At 69.1% G+C, this 18,818-nt stretch carries 17 protein-coding genes, 1 tRNA gene and 1 pseudogene; 7 read left to right on the top strand and 12 right to left on the bottom strand.

Annotated elements, in window-relative coordinates; translation table 11 throughout:
- Nucleotides 1-2: 2 nt before the first annotated feature.
- A pseudogene (locus QRT08_RS13885) lies at nucleotides 3-256 on the top strand (transposase); the annotation flags it as partial.
- Nucleotides 257-346: 90 nt separating this feature from the next.
- Here the strand turns inward: QRT08_RS13885 and QRT08_RS13890 are convergent.
- A tRNA-Lys gene (locus tag QRT08_RS13890) sits at nucleotides 347-420 on the bottom strand.
- Nucleotides 421-503: 83 nt separating this feature from the next.
- On the opposite strand from QRT08_RS13890, the gene QRT08_RS13895 reads away from it, so the two are divergent.
- Nucleotides 504-1,739 (top strand): ArgE/DapE family deacylase, encoded by a 1,236-nt coding sequence (locus QRT08_RS13895; protein WP_286046557.1) that lies wholly within the window; start codon nucleotides 504-506, stop codon nucleotides 1,737-1,739.
- Here QRT08_RS13895 and QRT08_RS13900 read toward each other — a convergent pair.
- Nucleotides 1,720-2,385, bottom strand: coding sequence for a DUF7119 family protein (locus tag QRT08_RS13900; RefSeq protein ID WP_286046558.1), 666 nt, complete (start codon nucleotides 2,383-2,385; stop codon nucleotides 1,720-1,722). The two genes, QRT08_RS13895 and QRT08_RS13900, sit on opposite strands and share 20 nt — an antisense overlap.
- 443 nt (nucleotides 2,386-2,828) lie before the next feature.
- Between QRT08_RS13900 and QRT08_RS13905 the strand changes: the two genes are divergently transcribed.
- Both QRT08_RS13905 and QRT08_RS13910 read left to right on the top strand, forming a co-directional pair.
- Nucleotides 2,829-3,137 (top strand): DUF8134 family protein, encoded by a 309-nt coding sequence (locus QRT08_RS13905; RefSeq protein ID WP_286046559.1) that lies wholly within the window; start codon nucleotides 2,829-2,831, stop codon nucleotides 3,135-3,137.
- Nucleotides 3,138-3,225: 88 nt separating this feature from the next.
- A complete protein-coding gene (locus QRT08_RS13910) occupies nucleotides 3,226-5,001 on the top strand; it encodes a nitrite/sulfite reductase (protein WP_286046560.1) in 1,776 nt (591 codons plus the stop codon).
- Between the two features lie 62 nt (nucleotides 5,002-5,063).
- Here the strand turns inward: QRT08_RS13910 and QRT08_RS13915 are convergent, their stop codons facing one another.
- From QRT08_RS13915 to QRT08_RS13940, 6 genes are read right to left on the bottom strand one after another with little or no spacing between them, the layout of a single operon-like run.
- On the bottom strand, nucleotides 5,064-6,899 hold the full coding sequence (locus QRT08_RS13915; RefSeq protein ID WP_286046561.1) for an IucA/IucC family protein: 1,836 nt from the start codon (nucleotides 6,897-6,899) through the stop codon (nucleotides 5,064-5,066).
- A gap of 5 nt (nucleotides 6,900-6,904) precedes the next feature.
- Nucleotides 6,905-8,254: a lysine N(6)-hydroxylase/L-ornithine N(5)-oxygenase family protein gene (locus tag QRT08_RS13920; protein WP_286046562.1), complete on the bottom strand. Its 1,350-nt coding sequence runs from the start codon at nucleotides 8,252-8,254 to the stop codon at nucleotides 6,905-6,907.
- A complete protein-coding gene (locus QRT08_RS13925) occupies nucleotides 8,251-8,838 on the bottom strand; it encodes a GNAT family N-acetyltransferase (RefSeq protein ID WP_286046563.1) in 588 nt (195 codons plus the stop codon). Before QRT08_RS13925 ends, QRT08_RS13920 begins: the two co-directional genes overlap by 4 nt.
- Entirely contained in the window at nucleotides 8,835-10,601 is a 1,767-nt protein-coding gene (locus QRT08_RS13930) for an IucA/IucC family protein (protein ID WP_286046565.1), read from the bottom strand. The genes QRT08_RS13925 and QRT08_RS13930 overlap by 4 nt, the downstream gene beginning before the upstream one ends.
- A complete protein-coding gene (locus QRT08_RS13935; RefSeq protein ID WP_286046566.1) occupies nucleotides 10,598-12,103 on the bottom strand; it encodes a pyridoxal phosphate-dependent decarboxylase family protein in 1,506 nt (501 codons plus the stop codon). The genes QRT08_RS13930 and QRT08_RS13935 overlap by 4 nt, the downstream gene beginning before the upstream one ends.
- Nucleotides 12,100-13,464: a diaminobutyrate--2-oxoglutarate transaminase gene (locus tag QRT08_RS13940; RefSeq protein ID WP_286046567.1), complete on the bottom strand. Its 1,365-nt coding sequence runs from the start codon at nucleotides 13,462-13,464 to the stop codon at nucleotides 12,100-12,102. The genes QRT08_RS13935 and QRT08_RS13940 overlap by 4 nt, the downstream gene beginning before the upstream one ends.
- 198 nt (nucleotides 13,465-13,662) lie before the next feature.
- Between QRT08_RS13940 and QRT08_RS13945 the strand changes: the two genes are divergently transcribed.
- Both QRT08_RS13945 and QRT08_RS13950 read left to right on the top strand, forming a co-directional pair.
- On the top strand, nucleotides 13,663-13,944 hold the full coding sequence (locus tag QRT08_RS13945) for a DUF6360 family protein (RefSeq protein ID WP_286046568.1): 282 nt from the start codon (nucleotides 13,663-13,665) through the stop codon (nucleotides 13,942-13,944).
- A 52-nt stretch (nucleotides 13,945-13,996) separates the two neighbouring features.
- Entirely contained in the window at nucleotides 13,997-14,578 is a 582-nt protein-coding gene (locus QRT08_RS13950) for a DUF502 domain-containing protein (protein ID WP_286046569.1), read from the top strand.
- Here QRT08_RS13950 and QRT08_RS13955 read toward each other — a convergent pair.
- The 3 genes from QRT08_RS13955 to QRT08_RS13965 form a co-directional block, all read right to left on the bottom strand.
- The gene (locus QRT08_RS13955; protein ID WP_286046570.1) at nucleotides 14,575-15,387 is read right to left on the bottom strand and encodes a fumarylacetoacetate hydrolase family protein; all 813 of its coding nucleotides are present in this window, start codon (nucleotides 15,385-15,387) and stop codon (nucleotides 14,575-14,577) included. The genes QRT08_RS13950 and QRT08_RS13955 overlap by 4 nt on opposite strands.
- The gene (locus tag QRT08_RS13960; RefSeq protein WP_286046571.1) at nucleotides 15,384-15,722 is read right to left on the bottom strand and encodes a cupin domain-containing protein; all 339 of its coding nucleotides are present in this window, start codon (nucleotides 15,720-15,722) and stop codon (nucleotides 15,384-15,386) included. Before QRT08_RS13960 ends, QRT08_RS13955 begins: the two co-directional genes overlap by 4 nt.
- A gap of 473 nt (nucleotides 15,723-16,195) precedes the next feature.
- Complete coding sequence (locus QRT08_RS13965) at nucleotides 16,196-16,984, bottom strand: SDR family oxidoreductase (RefSeq protein ID WP_286046572.1); 789 nt, start codon at nucleotides 16,982-16,984, stop codon at nucleotides 16,196-16,198.
- Between the two features lie 121 nt (nucleotides 16,985-17,105).
- On the opposite strand from QRT08_RS13965, the gene QRT08_RS13970 reads away from it, so the two are divergent.
- Nucleotides 17,106-17,480 (top strand): DUF7522 family protein, encoded by a 375-nt coding sequence (locus QRT08_RS13970; RefSeq protein WP_286046573.1) that lies wholly within the window; start codon nucleotides 17,106-17,108, stop codon nucleotides 17,478-17,480.
- Here QRT08_RS13970 and trpB read toward each other — a convergent pair.
- The gene (gene trpB / locus QRT08_RS13975) at nucleotides 17,477-18,628 is read right to left on the bottom strand and encodes a tryptophan synthase subunit beta (protein WP_286046574.1); all 1,152 of its coding nucleotides are present in this window, start codon (nucleotides 18,626-18,628) and stop codon (nucleotides 17,477-17,479) included. The genes QRT08_RS13970 and trpB overlap by 4 nt on opposite strands.
- Nucleotides 18,629-18,818: the final 190 nt, after the last annotated feature.

Below are 18,818 nucleotides of genomic sequence, written 5' to 3' on the forward strand. Positions count from 1 at the left end.
CCTTCTCAGTCCTCGGGATTGAAACCGAGAACGACACACCGGCGAAACCCGAGACTCCCGAGAAATGCGTCGGTATCGACGTAGGGATCTTTCCTACACTCACGATTCGGACGGATTCTCGGTCGGGTCATTTGATCTTTCCGAGGGACTCGAGCGCTTGGAGCGAGAACAACGGAATCTCTCGGGGAAAGATCATGGGCCGAACAACTACGAGCGCCAACGGCGACGAGTGGCGAAGTGCCACGCCGACCTGAAATGGACGGCGAATTCGCTCGCAGAACGCACGCAATTTCGACTCGACGCTTGCTGGCGAGCACTCCGTACTCCGTTACGCTAGCGCAGAAAGCGGGCCGGGCGCGATTTGAACACGCGACCGTCTGATTAAGAGTCAGACGCTCTGCCGGACTGAGCTACCGGCCCTCACGAGGGAGTCGCCGGCCCACGGACATAAGCGTTCAGGATTCGACCCGAACCCCTAAGCCCGCGCTCGACGATCCACGCCCATGACCGCCGATGCGGACCGACGGGCCTTCGTCGAACGCCTCCTCTCGTTCGACACGACCGGCGGGGACGAAGCCCCCGCACAGGGCTGGCTCGAGGGGCGACTCTCCGATTTCGGCTTCGAGACGTATCGCTGGGAGGCGGATCCGAAGCGCCTCGCAGCCCACCCCTCGTTTCCCGACGACCCCGAGGCGATCGAGACGGCGGGCCGGCCCAACGTCGCGGGCGTCCTCGAACTCGGCTCCGGCGAGGGTCCGACCCTGCTCCTCAACGGCCACGTCGACGTGGTCCCCGCGGAGGCCGAGGGGTGGTCGTCCGATCCGTTCGACCCGACGTGGAACGGCGAGGAACTGACCGCCCGCGGCGCGGCGGACATGAAGTCCGGATTGGCCGCCTGCGTCTTCGCCGCTCGCCGACTCTCCGATGCCGGCCTCGACGGGCGCGTGGTCGTCGAGAGCGTCGTCGGCGAGGAGGCGGGCGGGATCGGCGCGGCGAGTTCGGCCCGCGATCCGCCGTACCCCGCTCCCGACGCGGCGATCATCGCCGAACCGACCGACCTCACCCCCGTCATCGCCACCGAGGGGACGCTGATGAAGCGACTCACGCTCACGGGGCGGTCGGCCCACGCGGCGACGCCGTGGCACGGCGAGGACGTCCTCCCGCACTTCGAGCGGATCCGCCGGGCGCTCGCCGACCTCGAAGCCGAGCGCGCCCGCGAGGTGACACATTCGCTCTACGAGGGCTTCCCCACCCCGTGGCCGATCGTCGCGGGCACCGTCCGCGCGGGGTCGTGGGCCTCGTCGGTCCCCGCACGGCTCGAAAGCGAGTTCCGCATCGGCGTCGCCCCCGGCGAGAGCGTCGATTCGGTCGAAGACCGGGTCGACGCGCTGCTGGCCGAACTCGTCGCCGACTCCGAATGGCTCACGGCTCATCCTCCGGCGTTCGAGCGCTTCTCGGTGCAGTTCGAACCCGCCGAGATCGGTGCTGACGAACCCATCGTCCGTGCCGTTCGGGACGCGCTCGACTCCGTGGGACGGGATTCGACGGTGCGGGGAGCGACGTACGGGACCGACGCGCGCCACTACATCGAGGCCGGGGTTCCCACCGTCGTCTTCGGGCCGGGATCGATCCGGCAGGCGCACTTCCCAGACGAGACGATCGACTGGGGGGACGTCTCTACCGGAATCGACCTGCTCGAATCGGCCGGAAAACGGTTTCTCACTCGAAGTACTCGGTGAGCGCCCGGTCGACGATCTCGCCCGGTAGGACGCCCTCGAAGGCGGCCTCCCGGCGGAGTTCGCGGTAGCTCTCGATCGGGAGTCGAACCGTGAGTTCGCCGGCGGTGACGCCGTGGGCGGCGAGCGCCTCCTCGGGGGTCGCCCCGTCGTTGATCGCGCTCGCGATCGCCCGGACCTCCCTGACGGTGAGGTCGTTGTCGACGGTCGCCCACGCGAGCTGGAACCGGGCGTCGCCCGCGACGCGGGCGATGTGTTTCGCCGCCGTCGGCGCGATGTGGCCCATCGCGACGTGTCGTCTGACCGACTGGGGCAGGTCGTGGACCCGCGCCCACTTGCGGATGAACGCGACCGAGGCCTCGCCGCCGGCGCGCTCGGCGGCGGCCTTGTACGACCCCTCGCCGCGAACGAGTGCGGCACACGCGGCGGCACCGCGCAGCATGTAGATGTTGTCCTCGCTGCCGGCGGTGTTCTCGGCGAAGCGCCTGACGGTCTCGGCCGCCGTGGCGAGGCTCTCGGGGTCGTCGGGGTCGAACTGGACCGCCTCGCGGGCGCGCTCGCCGGTGATGGCGGCGTCGCCCCTGACGACCGGTTTCCCGACCGGCGACTCACGGTCGCTGCGCGGGTCGCCCGGTCGCTCGGTGGTCATGGCTGTCCCATTAGGCCCGATACGCAAAACGTCGTCGTTAGTCCGCCTCTTCGCGCTCGCGCCGCTCCGAGAGGTGCTCCCAGATCTCCGTGCAGCCCGCGCCCTCCTCGATATCCGCGAGGTGGGCGTCGTCGCGTTCCTCGTCGCTCATCTCCCGCCCTCCTCGTACAGTTCCGGTGCGACATCCGCCGGGGCGTGCTGGCGTTGTTCGTCGCGGTTCCGTGTCATCACTCCCCCGTTCGTGTGGCCCACCTATAGGCTCGCGTGCAGGGACAAGCCCTACCCCAACTCCCGTTTACCGGAGGTTCTTGTCCCTATCTCGGTCGGGCATACGACCAGGTATCCGGGCGCAGTCGTGCGATCCCTCCCTCGTTGCCCGTCATCAGGGCCGGTACGCCTTGCGAGAGGCGACGGGCTAAGGTCCCGGCGGCCGTAGGACCGGTATGGACGTTCCGGTTCGGATCCTCGACGACGGGGCGTGGATCAGCGTCGACGACTCGCGTGAGGTGGGCGTCAGCGACCTCTGGCGGCTCTCCGAACACGAGTTCTGCGAGTGTGGGACCGCCGACGTACTGCTCGAAGCCTTCTTCGAGGTCCGCCCGAACGGCGATCGGATCGAGACGCGGGCGGTCGGCCACTGCATCACCTGCGGCGAGCGCGGGTCGATGGGATGGCTCACCATCGGCCGCGTCGAGGACGGCGTGTTCGTCCCCGCCGACCCCTCGCGTGAACACCGCGTCACGCCGGCGTAGCGCTCGCAAGAATCTCCGGTACCGATGAACACCGGCCACCGTTGACGAGAGGGCGGGGCGTTTAGGTGTCGGACCGTAACGGGCGGGTATGCCAAGCGACGTCGAGGAGTGGAAAGACGAGGTCTACGGCACGGACATCCGTGCCCACATGGAGCGGTTCGCCGAGGAGGGTTGGGACGCGATCCCGGAGGACGAGCACGACGCCTGGTTCGAGCGCTTCAAGTGGTACGGGCTGTACCACCAGCGCGCCGGCCAGGAGAGCTACTTCATGATGCGGATCGGCCCGCCCAACGGCGTGCTCGAACCCGGTATGTTGCGGACGATCGGCGAGGTCGCGAAGAAATATTCGACGGGCCCCGCCGAGAACCCCGAGTTCGGCAACGGCTGGGCCGACTTCACTACCCGCCAGGCGGTCCAACTCCACTGGATCAACATCGAGGACGTCCCCGCCATCTGGGACGAGCTCGAGGAGGCGGGCCTCTCGACGCTGCAGGCGTGCGGGGACTCCTGGCGCAACATCGTCGGCTGTCCGGTCGCCGGCAAGGACGAACACGAACACGTCGACGCCCTGGAGACCATCTACGAGCTCCACGACACGTTCAAGGGCGACGACGATCACTCGAACCTCCCCCGGAAGTGGAAGGTCTCCGTTACGGGGTGTGACGAGGGCTGTGGACAGGGCGACATCAACGATCTGGGCTTCGAACCCGCCGAAAAGGAGATCGACGGCGAGACCGTCACGGGCTTCAACGTGCGGGTCGGCGGCGGCCTCGCGCGCAACGAGCCGCGCTTCGCCCGCGACATCGACGTGTTCGTCACGCCCGAGCGGGCGGCCGACGTGGCCGGCGGGATCAGCGCGCTCTTCCGGGACCACGGCGACCGCGAGAACCGCTACAACGCGCGGATCAAGTTCCTCGTCGACGAGTGGGGCCCCGAGAAGGTCCGCGACGTCCTCCAGGAGGAGTACGTCGACTTCGAGATGCACACCGCGGGCGACGATCTCCGGGAGCACTACTCGTACAACGCCGGCACCGCCGACGGCCACGCCGACCACGTCGGCGTCCACGAGCAGAAGGACGGGAACTACTACGTCGGGCTGAACGTCCTCGTCGGGAGGATGGGCGCCGACGAGGTGATCGAACTCGCCGACCTCGCCGAGGAGTACGGTTCGGGCGAGGCACGGCTCACCCAGCGCCAGAACGTCGTCCTCACGGACGTCCCCGAGGAGAACCTCGACGCGCTGTTGGACGAGCCGCTGCTTTCGGAGTACAGCCCCGATCCCCACCCGTTCCAGCGCGGCTCGATCGCCTGCACCGGCACCGAGTTCTGCTCGCTGTCGATCGTCGAGACCAAGAATAGACAGGTGCGCTTCTCGCGTTGGCTCGTCGAGAACGTCGACCTCCCGGCGGGCATTGAGGACTTCCACATCCACCTCTCGGGCTGTACCGCGTCGTGCGCCCAGCCCCAGATCGCCGATGTCTCGCTGCGGGGGATGAAAACGCGCAAGGACGGCGAACCGGTCGAGGCGCTCGACATCGGTCTCGGCGGCGGCCTCGGCGAGAACCCCAACTTCGCCGACTGGGTCACCCAACGGGTTCCCGCGGACGAGGTACCCGGCGCGATCGCGAACCTGATCGAGGGCTTCGCCGCGGAGCGCTCGGAGGGCCAGACCTTCCGCGAGTTCGTCGTCGAGCGCGACGAGGAGGAACTCGCCGCGCTTTGTGAGCCCGAGGAGACCTCCTACACCGATCCCTACATGCACAACACGAAACAGACCTGGTACCCCTACGCCGAGGACGACGACCTCGACTCGAGCCCCGCGCCGGCGTACCCCGACGACACGCCGATGTCCGCGGACGACTGAGGTACTACCGGTCTTTCTCTCTCCTTTCACGCCTTCTTCCGTTCGAGCGGCGGCGCTGGCCTTCAGCCGTCCTCGCGCACCTCGTGGAGAGCGTTCCTGACCGCGCCGTGTTCGGCGGCGTGCGGGCGGCCGTCGGCGTCGCCGTAGCCGCCCAGCATCCGGTTGCGGTTGAGACAGAGCTTCGTGAACGTCGGCTTCAGCAGGTCGAACAGCTCGAAGCGCTCCTCGAGTTCGTGGAACCGGTCCTGATAGGCGAGGATCTCCTCGCGAACCCCGCGGTAGAACCGTTCCTCGGGGTAGTCGTGGTGTTCCTCCGCGATCTCGGCGACGTAACGAAACACGCCGACGAACAGCCCCGCGAATACGAACTGGCACAGTCCCTCGGGCGGCTCGGTGCGCAACACCGCCCGAAGCTCCTCCGGCAGCGCCTCCAACTCGGGGAGCGGGTACTCGCTCACGTTGACGTCGTCGACGAAGTCCTTGAGCGCGAGTCTCGTCGGGACGCCGTCGCGCACCACGAGGATCGTGTTCTCGCCGTGTGGCGAGAAGACGGTGCCGTACCGATAGAGGTAGTGCAACAGCGGCGGCAGCAGCGTCGAGAACAGCTCGTCGAGCCACTCGTCGAGGTCGAGCCCAGAGCGCTCGACCAGCCGCGAGAGGACGGGAGTTCCGGTCCCGTCGACGTGCAACAGCGCCGACAGCGTGATCGGGCGCTCGTCCTCCTCGATCAGGTCGTGGACGCTCTCGCGCCAGACGCAGCCCAATAGTTCACGATACTGGTAGGGTGCCCCGTCGAGGCGGTCGAACTCGGGGTGGGCGACGTTCACGCCGGCGACCTCGCCGGGCAGGACGAGTCGGTGTTCGTCGCGCAGGAACGGGTCGTCGTCGCGGATCCCCTTCAGGTACTCCGTGACCATGGGGGCGGCCTCGGTGCGCTCGCCGGGCAGCCCGCGCCAGACGAGCGTGTTGAGGATCTTCATGGGGAGTTTCACGTTGTGGCGCTCGGGCCGGTCGACGTTCGCGAACGTCCGGATCGACTGCATCGGGAGGTACTCGTCGGGCCCCTCCCCCAGCGGGACGATCGCGTCGGTCGCCACCTCCCTTGCGAACGCGCCGACGATCGCCTCGTCCCACTGCCACTCGTGGACGGGCACCAGTCGGTAGTCCTCGGGGTCGAGCCCCTTCGATTCGAGTCGGTCGGCGAACCCTTCACGGTGTTCGCCCAGCTCCACCTCCAGAAGCGCGTCGTACTCCACCCCCTCCGCCGAGACGAACGTCGCCAGCTCGCGAGAGACCGCGAGCCACCGTAATCTCACGGGCTCCTGGCACTCGGGGGCGTACCGGCGGTAGTCGTCGTAGCCCCATCCGATCCGGCCCTTGTTGTAGGTGATCCACGGGTGGCCGGCCATCTCACCCTCGACGTCGGCGTACGAGAGCTCCTCGAAATCGAGCCCGGTGTTGCGGCGCTTTCGGGCCTCGATGTGGGCGTCCGCCAGCAGCGTGTTGCGGTACTCCCGGACGAGGTGGCCGGCGGTCATCTCGTCGACGCCCATGCGCTCGCGGGCGTCGAACAGGAACTCGATGGGGTCGGTGGCGGGCTTCCATTCACCCTCCTCGTCCCCGTCGGCGCGCCGTCGGATCGAGTCGGCCTCGACGCTGTAGCTGTCGAACAGCCGCTCTCTCGCGTCGAACTCGTAGGTGGCTCCGTCGAACTCGAGCCGGTAACCACTCTCATGAGGCTCGGGCTCGATCAGCTCCTCGTAGGCGAACTCCTCTAGCATCTTGCCGAGCAGGCGGCGCTCGACGGTCCGCCAGATCTCCGGCGTCAGCGCGTCCGTATCGGTCAGGTCGGTCGTATCGGGCGTCTCGGTGTCGTAAACGGATGTGGGCGTGATCATGGTGTTTAGTCCTCCCGCGTGAGGGGTGCGCGCGGCTCGTCGAGCACGCGCGCGGGGGCGTGGTTCGCGAACTGTTCGACCGAGAAGTCCTGAAAGACGGTGTCCTCGCCGACGGGGTAGACCTCGCGGTCGCACACCGCGTTGGCGATGACGGCGTTGCGGTGACAGCCCAGCCCCAGGTCCGGCGCGCCGACGCCGTGGGTGTGGACCTCGGCGTTCTGGACGAACACCTCGCCCGGAAGCCCCTCGCCTTCCAGTCGGTAGTCGCGGCGCACGTCCAGGCGTCCGCCGGTGGTCTCGATTCGATCCTCGATCGGGGCGAGGAAGTCGGGAAACGGCCGCCGGTAGCCCGTCGCGAGCACGACGACCTCGCTCTCGTGGTCGAATCGCGTCCCCTCCTCGCGCTGCTCGCAGCGCAGCCGGTAGCGTCCGTCCTCCAGCGCGTCGATCCCCCGCACCTCGCTGTTCGCGAGCATTCCGACCTCCGGCGAGGAGCCGATCGAGCGCTCGTAGAGCAGGTCGTAGATCTCCTCGCTCGTCCCCGGGTCGATCCCCTTATAGAGCAGGTCCTGCTCGTCCAGCAGATCGGCCTTCGTCCCCCGCGGCAGGTCGTAGAAGTAGTCGACGTACTCGGGGGTAAAATGTTGAAGACCGAGTTTCGAGTACTCCATCGGGAAAAAGCCCTCCGAACGGGTGAGCCAGTCCAGGCGATAGTCGCCCTCGGGCTGGGCATCCAGCAGGTCGAGGAAGATCTCGGCGGCGCTCTGGCCCGAACCGACGACGGTGATCCCCTCGGCGTCGAGGCAGCGTCCGCGCCGGTCCATGTAGCGCGCCGAGTGAAAGATGTCCTCGTCGGAATGGCCCCGCAGCCCCTCGGGGACGTGCGGGCGGCTGCCGATCCCGCTGACGACGTTCCGCGCCCGGTAGCGCTTTTCGTCGCCGGTTTCGGGATCGCGTGCCTCCACGAGGAAGGCGTCGCCGTCGTCGGCGACCCGGGTGACACGCCGGCCGAACCGACAGCTCCCGAGGCGTTCCGCGGCCCACGTACAGTAGGCGTCGTACTCCTCGCGGGGGATCTGGAACGTCTCGTAGAAGTAGAACTCGTAGAGACGGCCCTGCTCCTTCAGGTAGTTCAGGTAGCTGTGAGGGCTGGTCGGGTCGGCCATCGTCACCAGGTCCGCGAGGAACGGCACCTCGAGGGTCGCCCCGTCGATCAACATCCCCTCGTGCCAGCCGAACGACCCCTCCTGTTCGAGGAAGAGCGGGTCGACTCCCTCGACCCCGTCGAGCAGCGCCGCCAGCCCCAGGTTGAACGGGCCGATCCCGACCCCGACCACGTCGTAGGGCTCGCTCATCGGGACACCTCCCCTTCTGAGCGCTCGCAGACGACGAGCAGCGCCTCCTTTTCCTCCTCGTCGAACTCGAACTCGAAGCGCGGCTCGTACCCGCACGCCTCGAAGGCGGCGATGGCCCGCTCGTTGCGGGCGTCGGGTTCGGCCACGACGCGCTCGACCTCGGGGTGGGCGAACTGGAGGGCCGTCATCTCGCGAAGCAGGGGGACGGCGTAGCCCTTCCCCAGATACTCGGGCGGGCCGATCAGCAGGTGGAGCCCGCGATCCGAGGGACGCGCCTCGTAGTGGTTCACGAGCGGGTCGTCGGCCGCCCAGTAGGCCTCCCAGTAGCTCATCGGGACGTGATCCAGACAGCCGATATACGGTACCAGGTGCTCGTCCGCGAGCTTCCCCTCGAGCGCCCGCGCGAAGGCGGGCAGAGGCTCGTCGAGTCCCCAGTACGGCAGCACGTGCTCGCCGTTCAGCCAGCGGTGCAGCCGTCCGAGGTCCCGCTCTGTCGTCGCGGGCCGGAACGATATCGTGCGGTCGATGCGGCCGTCGTAGACGTGGTGATCGTAGGCCGTTCGGATCGTGCGTGGATCGGTCATGCGCGCACCTCCAGTTCGGTCACGAGCGGGTTGGGGACCTCCGCGTACACCGACTGGTCCTCCAGATCGCCGACGAGTTCGTCCATGCCCTCTGCCCGCGTCAGCAGGTTCGCCTTGCAGGGCAGGCGGCGCTCGGAGAGCAGGCTCTCGAGCAACGAGGACTCGGGCCGGTCGAACTCCCGGAGCGACTCGAGTTCCGCACGCAGTAGCGAGAGCACCCGGCGCTCGTCGACGAGGCCGGCGACGCCGAGGGCGTTGATCACGCCGAAGGCGTCGTTCAAGACGACGTAGTAGCGGATCCGCTCGTCCGCCACCGCGTCGGGGACGAGCGTGTCCGCGCGCTCGCCGACGCCGGGCAGCATCTCGTCGACCGCCGGGTAGGTCGACTCGGCGAAGTAGTAGCCCTGGTTGTCGCGGTAGTAGAACGCCTCGGGATACCCCTCCTCGACCGAGAGGACGGCGTTCTGCTGGTGGGCCTCGAGGCCGATCCCGTGGGTGAGATACAGCCAGAGGACGGGCCGGATCGCGGTCGCGAGATACCGGCGGAACCACTCCTCGGCGGCGGCGTCGTTCGAGATTCCCTCGCGCTCGGCGATCCTCTCCACGAGTCGGGCGAGCCGCGACGGGCCGTCGATCCCGTCCTGACAGAGGTCGACCACGGGCGCGACGTTTCTCGCCTGCCCGCTCCGGAAGGGGTTCTTCCGGAGGACGACCTCGAAGCCCGACTCCGCGCCGTCCATCAGATCGCCGCCGAGCGTGAGGTAGGCGGGGTCGCGCACGACCTCGAAGTCGGGAAAGCGCCGCTCGAGCTCCCGGCCCAGCCCGGCGTCGAGCAGCTCGGCGACCGCGACGCCGCGTTCGAGTTCGGGGCGTTTGTTCGTCCGCACCGAGTTGGTGATCCGCACCGCGAGCGAGCCCTTGACCATGAACGGCGCGTCGGGCGCGTAGAGCGTGCGGACCGACGACGTCGGGTGGAACTCCCGACCCACCTCGCCGAGGAACTCCACCCGTCCGTCCTCGACCAGACGCCGGACGCGGGGCCGTCGCCGGAGGTGGTCGGCCTGCCAGGGGTGCAGCGGCACCAGCGCGTCGTCCGTTTCGGCGAACCCCTCTGGAACGTGGGGGTCCTCGTGGAGCGCCCGGCGGACCCACGCGCTCGCACTCTCCTCGCGGGCCGATCCCTCCTTGAGCAACGCCGGGTCGGCCCGGACGTACGACAGCGGGAACGAGCCCCGGAGCTCGGGTGCGTACCGCGGGGCGTCGTGGGGCGCGATCCCCTCGCGGCTCTTGGGCGTCGGGTGCAGCAGGTGGCCGAAGACCAGCGACTGTTCGGCGTCGCGGAAGGTCCACTCCGTGGCGTCGAGGCGGTCGTCGCCCGCGCGGGCACGGACGAACCGCTCGATCGCCCGCCGGCTGTCGAGGGCGTGGTACAGCAGGTCGTCGGTCGCCTCGGCGCCCCGCGAGCGCGCGACCTCCGCGGCCGTCAGCGCGGCGAGCGTGCCCAGATCGAGGGCGAGCCACTCCCCGCCGGCCCGGTAGTACGCGGGAAGCGAGAAGCGGTGGCGGCCCGTCGGCGACCGGTACGCGAGCGGCGCGAGCAACTCGGTCCCCCGTTCGGGGAGCTCGCAGGCGATCGCGCGCTCGGCAGCCGTGTCGACCGAGGTGTCGTCGAGTTCGATCACCTCCCCGTCGCCGGTCTCGCGCAGGTAGCAGTTGAGGTAGGCGTGGACGCTCGCCGCCTCCGCGACCTCCGAGGGGTTCACGCCGCCACCCCCCCGGCCTCGATCCGAGTCCCGTGTTCGCGGATCGCCGCCATGATCGCCTCGACGTCCCCGAGGGTCGTCCGCGGGTTCAAGAGGGTCAGCTTCAGGCTCGTCACCCCGTCGACCGCCGTCCGCGCCACGATCGCCTCGCCCGAGGCGAGCAGCCGTCTCCTGACCTCCCCGTTGATCCGGTCGGTCCACTCCTCGCGGGAGGCGTCGCCCGGAATCCCTGTGGGTCGGTAGCGGAAGACGACGGTGTTGATCGTCGGCTCGTGGAGGAGTTCGAACGCCGGGTCGGACGCCAGCCGCTCGGCGGCGGCCTCCGCGAGGTCGAGCGTGTACTCGATGGGCTCGGCCAGCCCCTCGCGCCCGAGCGCCCGGAACGTCACGTAGGGCTTGAGCGCGTCGAACCGGCGCGTGGTCTGCAGCGACTTCGAGACGAGGTTGGGAACGCCGCGCTCGGCGTCGCCCTCGGGGTTGAGATAGGCGGCGTTGCGGCCCATCAGCTCGAAGTCGTCCCCGTCGCGGAGCAGGAACGCCCCGCAGCTGATGGGCTGGTAGAACAGCTTGTGGAAGTCGACCGCGATCGAGTCCGCGCGCTCGATCCCCGCCAGTTTCCCGCGGTGCTCGTCGCTCAGCGCGAGCGCGCCGCCGTAGGCCGCGTCGACGTGGAACCACGCCCCGTACTCGGCCGCGCGCTCGGCCATCGCCTCGAGCGGGTCGATCGCGCCGAAGTCCGTCGTCCCGGCGGTGGCGACGAGCGCGAACGGGTCGAGGCCCCGGTCGTAGAGGCCCTCGAGAACGCGATCCAGCGCCTCGACCGACAGCTCCCCCGCGTTCGTCGGGACGCTCACGACGCGCTCCTCGCCGAGGCCGAGCTGGGCCGCCGCCTGCCGGACGGTGAAGTGGGTCGCCTCCGAACAGACGATCCGCAGCGCGTCGGCCTCGGGGGGTAGGCCCTCCTCGCGCGGCGAGCGACCGAACGCCTCCCGACAGCGGCGCTCGCGCGCGAGCAGCAGCCCCATGAGGTTGGACTGGGTGCCGCCGCCCGTGAAGACGCCGTCGCCGCCGTCGTACCCGAACAGCCCGCAGAGCTCGTCGATCATTCGTTGCTCGAGGAGCGTCGCGGCGGGGCTCTGATCCCACGAGTCGAGCGACTGGTTCAGCGCCGTCGCCATCGCCTCCGCGGCGAGGCCGGGGACCGCCGGCGGGCACTGCAGGTGGGCGACACACCGCGGGTTCGAGGGGTCGACCGACCGCGAGAGGACGTGTTCGCCGACCTCCTCGATCACCCGTCGAAGGCCCCGTCCCTCATCGGGCAGCGGGTCGAACCCCGCGAGGCGCTCCTCGTGGTCGTCGGGCCCGTCGCCACTGTAGGGCGCGGCGCGTCCGGTCGCATCGAGGGCGGCCTCCGTGGCTCGCTCCATCGCCTCGCGGTAGGCCGTCGCCCCCGCCTCGCTCCCGAGGAACAGTTCGGCCGGATCGCGTCCGTCGGGCCTCATCGCGCCACCTCTGCCGTCTCGTTCTCGGCGGCGAGCGTCGCCTCCTCGAAGATCCCCGCGATCTCGTCGACCTCCTCCCTCGAGACGGTCAGCGGCGGGAGGAACCGGACGGTCTCGCCGCGTCGCCCGCCGCGCTCGACGATCAGCCCCCGGTCGAGACACTCGCGCTGGATCCGCTTCGCCGCGCCGGGATCGACCGGGTGACAGCCCAGGGCGTCCGTTTCTGCGGTCGGGTCGACGACCTCGACGCCGAGCATCAGCCCCCGGCCGCGGACGGCGCCGATCGCGTCGCTCCCGCCCCCGGTCCGTTCGAGCCCCGCCCGGAGGCGCTCGCCCATCTCTGCGGCGTGTTCGTCGAGATCGCCTTCGAGGACGTGCTCGATGGTCGCCCGGCCGGCGGCCATCGCGAGCTGGTTGCCACGGAACGTCCCCGCGTGCGCGCCGGGCTCCCAGACGTCGAGCGCCTCGTCGTAGACGACGACCGCGAGCGGTAGCCCGCCGCCGATCGCCTTCGAGAGGGTGAGCACGTCGGGGGTGATCCCGCTCCGCTCGAACCCCCACGGCTCGCCCGTTCTCCCCAGTCCCGTCTGGATCTCGTCGACGATCAGCGGGACGTCGCGCTCGCGGGTGATCCGGCGCACCTCGCGGAGCCACTCGTCGGGGGCGGGCACGACCCCGCCCTCGCCCTGGACTGGTTCGAGGATCATCCCCGCGGGGTCGACGATCCCGCTTCCCGGATCGTCGAGCAGGCGCTCGACGTACCGCGCGCCGACCCGCTCGCTCTCCGTGCCCCCGATCCCGAACGGACAGCGGCGCTCCCGGGGGTAGGGCAGGTGGTGGACGTCGGCCATCAGCCCCGGAATCGGTTCCTTGGGCTCGGTGTCACCCGTGAGGCTGAGCGAGCCGTGGGTCATCCCGTGGTAGGCGCCCCGATAGGCCAGGACGCTCCTGTTCCCGGTCGCGGTCTTTACGAGCTTCAGGGCCGCCTCGACCGCGTCGGTGCCCGCGGGCCCACAGAACTGTATCCTCGCGCGTTCGGCGAATTCGTCGGGCAGCGACTCGAACAGCCGGTCGACGAACGCCTCCTTCTCGGGGGTGGTGACGTCGAGGGTGTGCATCGGTCCCTCCCGATCGAGCACGCGCTCGACCGCCTCGCACACCTCGGGGTGGTTGTGCCCGAGCGCGAGCGACCCCGCGCCCGCCAGACAGTCGTAGTACGCGTTCCCGTCGACGTCCTCGACGACGGTCCCGCGCGCCCGGTCGAGCGCCAGCCGCAGGTGACGCGGATAGGTCCGGGCGTTCGACTCCCGTTCGGCCTGCTGGCGGAGCAACGCCTCGTTCGAGCCCGTTTCGCCGTTCATCCGTCCGTCACTCCCGTCGTGCCGCGCCGGTTCGTTTCGTCGTCGAGCATACGATCTTTTAGGCTGACCTAAAAGTTGTAAACGTTTCGATTTTAGGTGAACCTAAAGAATCGCGTCCGTCGTGGTCGCGCCCCTCGGACCGACGCGGAGGCGACCGAGTCCGCGCTCGCTAAGTGGTTCGGTCGTCTCTCCTCTCGTATGCCGGACCGCATCATGAAGGTCAACGCCTACACCACGTTCGACCTGCTCGACGGCGAGGCGACGGGCCACGGCTGGAGCGACGAGGCGCTCGCCGTACTGAACGTCACCGCGCCCCGCGAGAACCCCGATCACGTCTCGCTCAAGCTGGAACTCGACAACACGGATCTGGAGAACCTGCCCGCCCACGCCGACTCGGTGACGCTGTCGGCCGAGCAGGCCAGGACGCTCGCCGCCGAGCTCGAGAAACAGGCCGACCGGGTCGACGGGGCGAGTCGGTAGCCCGACCCGCGGAGGCGTACGTTCTTAACCGTCCGGGCGCTACTCGTCCACGATGGCCGAGTGGAAACGCGACCTGGGAAGCGGGCTCGTCGTCCTCGTACCGCTTTTGGTGACGCTGTACGCCATCGCGTGGCTGTTCTCCTTCATCGCCGGCCTGCCGCTGGTCGGCGTGATCGAGGAGCCGCTCGTCCGGGTCGTCGTCACCCTCGCGGTCTTCGCGGGCGCGCTCGCGCTCGTCGGGACGGCGACACGCACCGCCGGAGGCGCGCTCGCCAGCGGCTGGCTCGACACCGCGATCAACCGGGTCCCGATCCTCCGGGTGGTCTACAACGCCTCACAGCTGGCCGTCGAGACCGCCGTCTCCGGCGACGCGGAACTCAAGGAGCCGGTCAAGGTCACGACGTGGATGGGTGCCCGAATGACCGCGTTCAAGACCGGCAAGAGGACCGACGACGGCCGGATGCTCCTGTTCATGCCGACCGCGCCCAACGTCACCACGGGATACGTGATCGAGGTCGACCCGCTCGACGTCGAACCCACCGACGAGACCGTCGAGGAGGCGATGACCCGACTGCTCAGCGCCGGCTTCGGCGACCGGAACCGCGCACCCGCCGAGGTCGCCGCCGACGACTAAACGACCTCGGCCTCGACCGAGCCGATCCCCTCGACCTCCGCACGCACCCGGTCGCCGGCCGCGATCACGCCCGCGCCGGGCGTTCCCGTACTGAGCAGATCGCCGGGTTCGAGCGTCATCACGCGCGAGTGGAAGGCGACGAGTTCGCGCGGGGAGAACAGCATGTTCTCCATCGTGTTCTCCGCCACGGTCTCGTCGTTTCGCACCGTCCGGACCTCACGCTCGTCGAACGCCGGGGGGGAGTCGGGAACCGCGATCGTCGAACCCAGAACGAGGAACGTGTCGAAGCTCTTCGCGCGCGTGAGAAAGCGGGGGTTGCGCTCGAGGACGTCCTCGGCGGTCATGTCGATCACCGGCAGGTAGCCCGCGATCACGTCGTCGGGCTCCTCGACGTCGCTCGCCGTCCGCCCGAGCAGGACGGCGAGTTCGGCCTCGGCGGTCACGCGATCCGTCCGCTCGCTCGGGGGGAGTCGAACCGGACCGCCGGGACCCGTCACCGCCGTTCGGGGCTTCATGAAGCTCGCGGGCTCCTTTGGACGCGCTTCGCCCAGGTCGCCCGCGTGCTCCTCGTAGTTCAGCCCGATTCCCCAGAGCTTTCCCACCGATTCGAGCGCGATCGGGAGGCCGAACGCGATCCTCTCGGCGGGGACGCGCCGGGCGGGCTTCCCGCCCGGGGCGGGCAGTTCGCCCCTCGCGGCCGCCGGGAGCGCCGCGGAAACGCTCTCGAAGCCCGCGGTCGCCAGCGGGACGAACCCCTCCTCGTCGCCCAGCAACGGCCTGCCCGCCGCGGTGCGTGCGAGGTACTTCATTCCGTCCAGAAGTCGAACGAGCGCCCCGGCGCGAACACGTCGAGGCCGACGGCGCGTTCCTCGCCGGTGTTCTCGACCCGGTGGGACTCCCAGGCGTCGAGCCACACGGAGTCGTACTCGCCCAGCGTGACCGTCTCCTCCTCGGTGTGAACGGTGAGTTCGCCCTCCAGACAGAGACAGACCTGCTCGTTCTCGTGGTCGTGCATCGGCGAGCTGTGGCCCGGCGGCTTCTCGAACCACTCGAAACTGAACCCCTCGCTGCCCGCGAGCGCCCGGCGGCCCCATCCCTCCTCGGGTTCGTATCTCTCGGCGTCGTCGAACTCGACGTGTCTCATATCCGGGAATGGACGACCGCCGATAAATCGGTTTGGAAACCGGAGCCGTCGATCACGTTCTCACTGCTTTCGGCGTCCCGCCCACGGGTCCTGGTACGAGACGGCGGCGTTCACGGGCCGACGCCATCGCTCGACGTCCGCGTTGCGGGGCTCCCGAGCCCCCATCCGTCCTGCCCCGAACGGTATCGACATACCGGTCCGGCGGACCACACCGGACGCCCCGCGATCGGGTACAGAAGCTCGTCCATTCCCCTTCCCGTCCCCGGCGTGATCGAGGGGGCGTCCCGGTGTGGCCGGTGGAACGCGTGAGGTTCCCGAACGGCGGAACCCCAGCGATACGACCGACACGTTTCAGCCACTTATAGTTGATCAACTAACACTAAACCGGACAGGTCGCTCCCGACCGTATCGGGGGGTTCGTTCCCGTCGAACACGCGCGAGGACGTATGGGGTGTTCTCGACCGGAGTGCGGTTCAGAGGTTCGAGGCCCCCGCCCCGCCGTCGATCGGCACCGAGACCCCGTTGATGAAGCCCGACTTCGGCGAGGAGAGGTACGCGACGGTGTTCCCGAGTTCGATCGGGTCGCCGATCCGTTCGAGGGGGATGCCGTCGCTCCAGTCGGCCAGCCCCTCTTCGTACGAGCCGTAGTCGCCCCGGTCGACGGCCTGATCGACGAGTTCGCGGATCCGCGCGGTCTCGTGGGGGCCCGGCAACACGGCGTTGGCCCGCACCTCGGGCGCGAGTTCCTGCGAGAGCGTCTTCTCGAGGCCGATGACGCTCATGCGAACCGAGTTCGAGAGCACCAGCGAGTCGATCGCCTCCTTGACGCTCCGGGAGGTGATGGTGACGATCGTGCCGCCGCCCTCCTGCAGGTGCGGTGCGGCCTCCTTGACCAGCCTAACGACGCTCATCACGAGCAGGTCGTAGGCGTGATACCAGTCGTCCTCCTCGGTGTCGAGGAAGGGCCCGCTGGGCGGGCCGCCCGCGCTGGTCACGAGGTGGTCGAGCCCGCCGAACTCCTCGACGGTGGTCCCTACGAGCGTCTCGATGTCCTCCGGGTCGGTCAGATCGCCCGGCTGGGCGAGGACCTCGCCCGTCGCGACCTCCTCGATCTCCTCTCGTGCTTCTTCCAGTCGCTCCTCGTCGCGGCCGTTGACGACGACGTTCGCGCCCTCGCGCGCGAGCGCTTTCGCCGAGGCCTTTCCGAGTCCGCTCGACGACGCCGTGACGAGCGCCGCGTTGCCCTCGATCTGTAGGTCCATGACGTGGGTATCCGCGCGAGCGACGGACAAAAGGGTTCGCGTGCCGGCAGTCCCGATCGGCCGCGACCCACCGGTCGGGCCGACGGTATGGGTTTATGTGGCTGGCCACGTCCCTTCCGCCATGCCCGCAGACCTCGTCGACCCCGAGACCGCCGATCACATCGTCCGCACCGCCCGCACCGCCGTCGGCGACAGCCTCCGCTCGGCGACCTACTTCACGCGCGACGACTTCGAGCAGTTGTACCTCCGGAGCGACCTCGAACGGGACGCCGACCTCTCGACGTTCCTCGGCAACGAGTGGCGCGGCTTCCGGATCACCGAGGATGCCTATCAGGGCTCGGAACTCGGCGATTATCGCTACACGATCCGCGTGTTCGATCACGGCTACCTCGTGCGCCTGACGACCGACCGCGAGGGCGTGCTCGTCACCACCGACGGCATCACCATGCAGGACTTCGAGGCGCTCGCGAGCGCGATCGGCGAGTTCCTGCGCTAGAGCGAAAAGCGCTCGGCCGCGGTCTCCATGTCCTTGTCTCCCCGCCCCGAGAGGTTCACGAGGATCGTTTCGTGCCCGCCCGCCTCCGCCAACTCAATCGCCCGGGCGACCGCGTGGCTCGATTCGAGCGCGGGAATGATCCCCTCGGTCTCGCTGAGTTCCCGAAAGGCCGCGAACGCCTCCTCGTCGGTGACGCCGGTGTACTCCGCCCGGCCGACCGCCCGGAACATGGCGTGCTCGGGGCCGACGCCGGGGTAGTCCAGCCCGGCCGACACGGAGTGGACCTCGACGCCCTCGTCGAGGACTCGAGTGTGCATCCCGTGGAGCACGTCGTCGCGGCCCTTCGCGAGCGGGGCGGCGTGGCGGGCGGAATCGCTGCCCTCGCCGCCGCCCTCCGCGCCGTAGAAGTCGACGTCGTCCTCACGGAAGGCGTGGAACAGCCCGATGGCGTTCGATCCGCCGCCGACGCAGGCGACCGCGGCGTCCGGCAACTCACCGACTCGCTCGCGGAACTGTTCGCGTGCCTCCTCGCCGATCACCGACTGGAAGTCGCGGACCATCCGCGGGAACGGGTCGGGGCCGACCACGGAGCCGACGAGGTAGTGGGTGTCCGCGACGTTCCCCGCGAAGTCCTCGAGGGCGGCGTCGACGGCGTCGGCCAGTCCCGCTCCGCCGCGAGTCACTTCGTTGACCTCCGCACCCATCAGGCGCATCCGGAAGACGTTCATCCGCTGGCGTTCTGCGTCCTTTTTCCCCATGTAGATCTCCGTGTCGAGGCCGAACAGCGCGCCGACCATCGCGGTCGCGGTGCCGTGTTGCCCGGCGCCCGTCTCGGCTATCAGCCGCTCTTTTCCCGCTCTTTTCGCCAACAGCGCCTGTCCGAGCGTGTTGTTGATCTTGTGGGCGCCACCATGGAGGAGATCCTCGCGTTTGAGGTAGATCTCCGCGCCGTAGCGTTCGCTCAGGTTGCGCGCGTGATACAGCGGCGTCGGCCGGCCCGCGAACTCCTCGAGGTAGCTCCGGAATTCCTCCTGGAACCCCTCGCTCTTGCCGACTTCGTCGTAGGCCTCCGCGAGTTCCGAAAGCGGTCCCTCGAGCGCCTCGGGAACGTGGCGTCCGCCGTACCCCTCGAACTCTCCGTTGGACATAGCTACCGGACTCTCCCCACGGCGCATAAAGGATGCCCTCGGCCTCCGGTCGAGAGCGACGAAAAGGAACCCGGACGAACTCGTCGCCTCGACGGCTCGATCAGCCCAGACTGCCCTCCATTTCGAGTTCGATCAGCCGGTTGAGCTCGACCGCGTACTCGATCGGCAGCTCCTCCGTGATCGGTTCGAT

This window comes from Halalkalicoccus sp. NIPERK01 (assembly GCF_030287405.1).
Classification (GTDB): Archaea; Halobacteriota; Halobacteria; order Halobacteriales; family Halalkalicoccaceae; genus Halalkalicoccus.

Coding starts and splice junctions, on each gene's coding strand:
- QRT08_RS13895 (WP_286046557.1), top strand. CDS start 504: ATGACCGCCGATGCGGACCGACGGGCCTTCGTCGAACGCCTCCTCTCG.
- QRT08_RS13900 (WP_286046558.1), bottom strand. CDS start 2,385: ATGACCACCGAGCGACCGGGCGACCCGCGCAGCGACCGTGAGTCGCCG.
- QRT08_RS13905 (WP_286046559.1), top strand. CDS start 2,829: ATGGACGTTCCGGTTCGGATCCTCGACGACGGGGCGTGGATCAGCGTC.
- QRT08_RS13910 (WP_286046560.1), top strand. CDS start 3,226: ATGCCAAGCGACGTCGAGGAGTGGAAAGACGAGGTCTACGGCACGGAC.
- QRT08_RS13915 (WP_286046561.1), bottom strand. CDS start 6,899: ATGATCACGCCCACATCCGTTTACGACACCGAGACGCCCGATACGACC.
- QRT08_RS13920 (WP_286046562.1), bottom strand. CDS start 8,254: ATGAGCGAGCCCTACGACGTGGTCGGGGTCGGGATCGGCCCGTTCAAC.
- QRT08_RS13925 (WP_286046563.1), bottom strand. CDS start 8,838: ATGACCGATCCACGCACGATCCGAACGGCCTACGATCACCACGTCTAC.
- QRT08_RS13935 (WP_286046566.1), bottom strand. CDS start 12,103: ATGAGGCCCGACGGACGCGATCCGGCCGAACTGTTCCTCGGGAGCGAG.
- QRT08_RS13940 (WP_286046567.1), bottom strand. CDS start 13,464: ATGAACGGCGAAACGGGCTCGAACGAGGCGTTGCTCCGCCAGCAGGCC.
- QRT08_RS13945 (WP_286046568.1), top strand. CDS start 13,663: ATGCCGGACCGCATCATGAAGGTCAACGCCTACACCACGTTCGACCTG.
- QRT08_RS13950 (WP_286046569.1), top strand. CDS start 13,997: ATGGCCGAGTGGAAACGCGACCTGGGAAGCGGGCTCGTCGTCCTCGTA.
- QRT08_RS13955 (WP_286046570.1), bottom strand. CDS start 15,387: ATGAAGTACCTCGCACGCACCGCGGCGGGCAGGCCGTTGCTGGGCGAC.
- QRT08_RS13960 (WP_286046571.1), bottom strand. CDS start 15,722: ATGAGACACGTCGAGTTCGACGACGCCGAGAGATACGAACCCGAGGAG.
- QRT08_RS13965 (WP_286046572.1), bottom strand. CDS start 16,984: ATGGACCTACAGATCGAGGGCAACGCGGCGCTCGTCACGGCGTCGTCG.
- QRT08_RS13970 (WP_286046573.1), top strand. CDS start 17,106: ATGCCCGCAGACCTCGTCGACCCCGAGACCGCCGATCACATCGTCCGC.
- trpB (WP_286046574.1), bottom strand. CDS start 18,628: ATGTCCAACGGAGAGTTCGAGGGGTACGGCGGACGCCACGTTCCCGAG.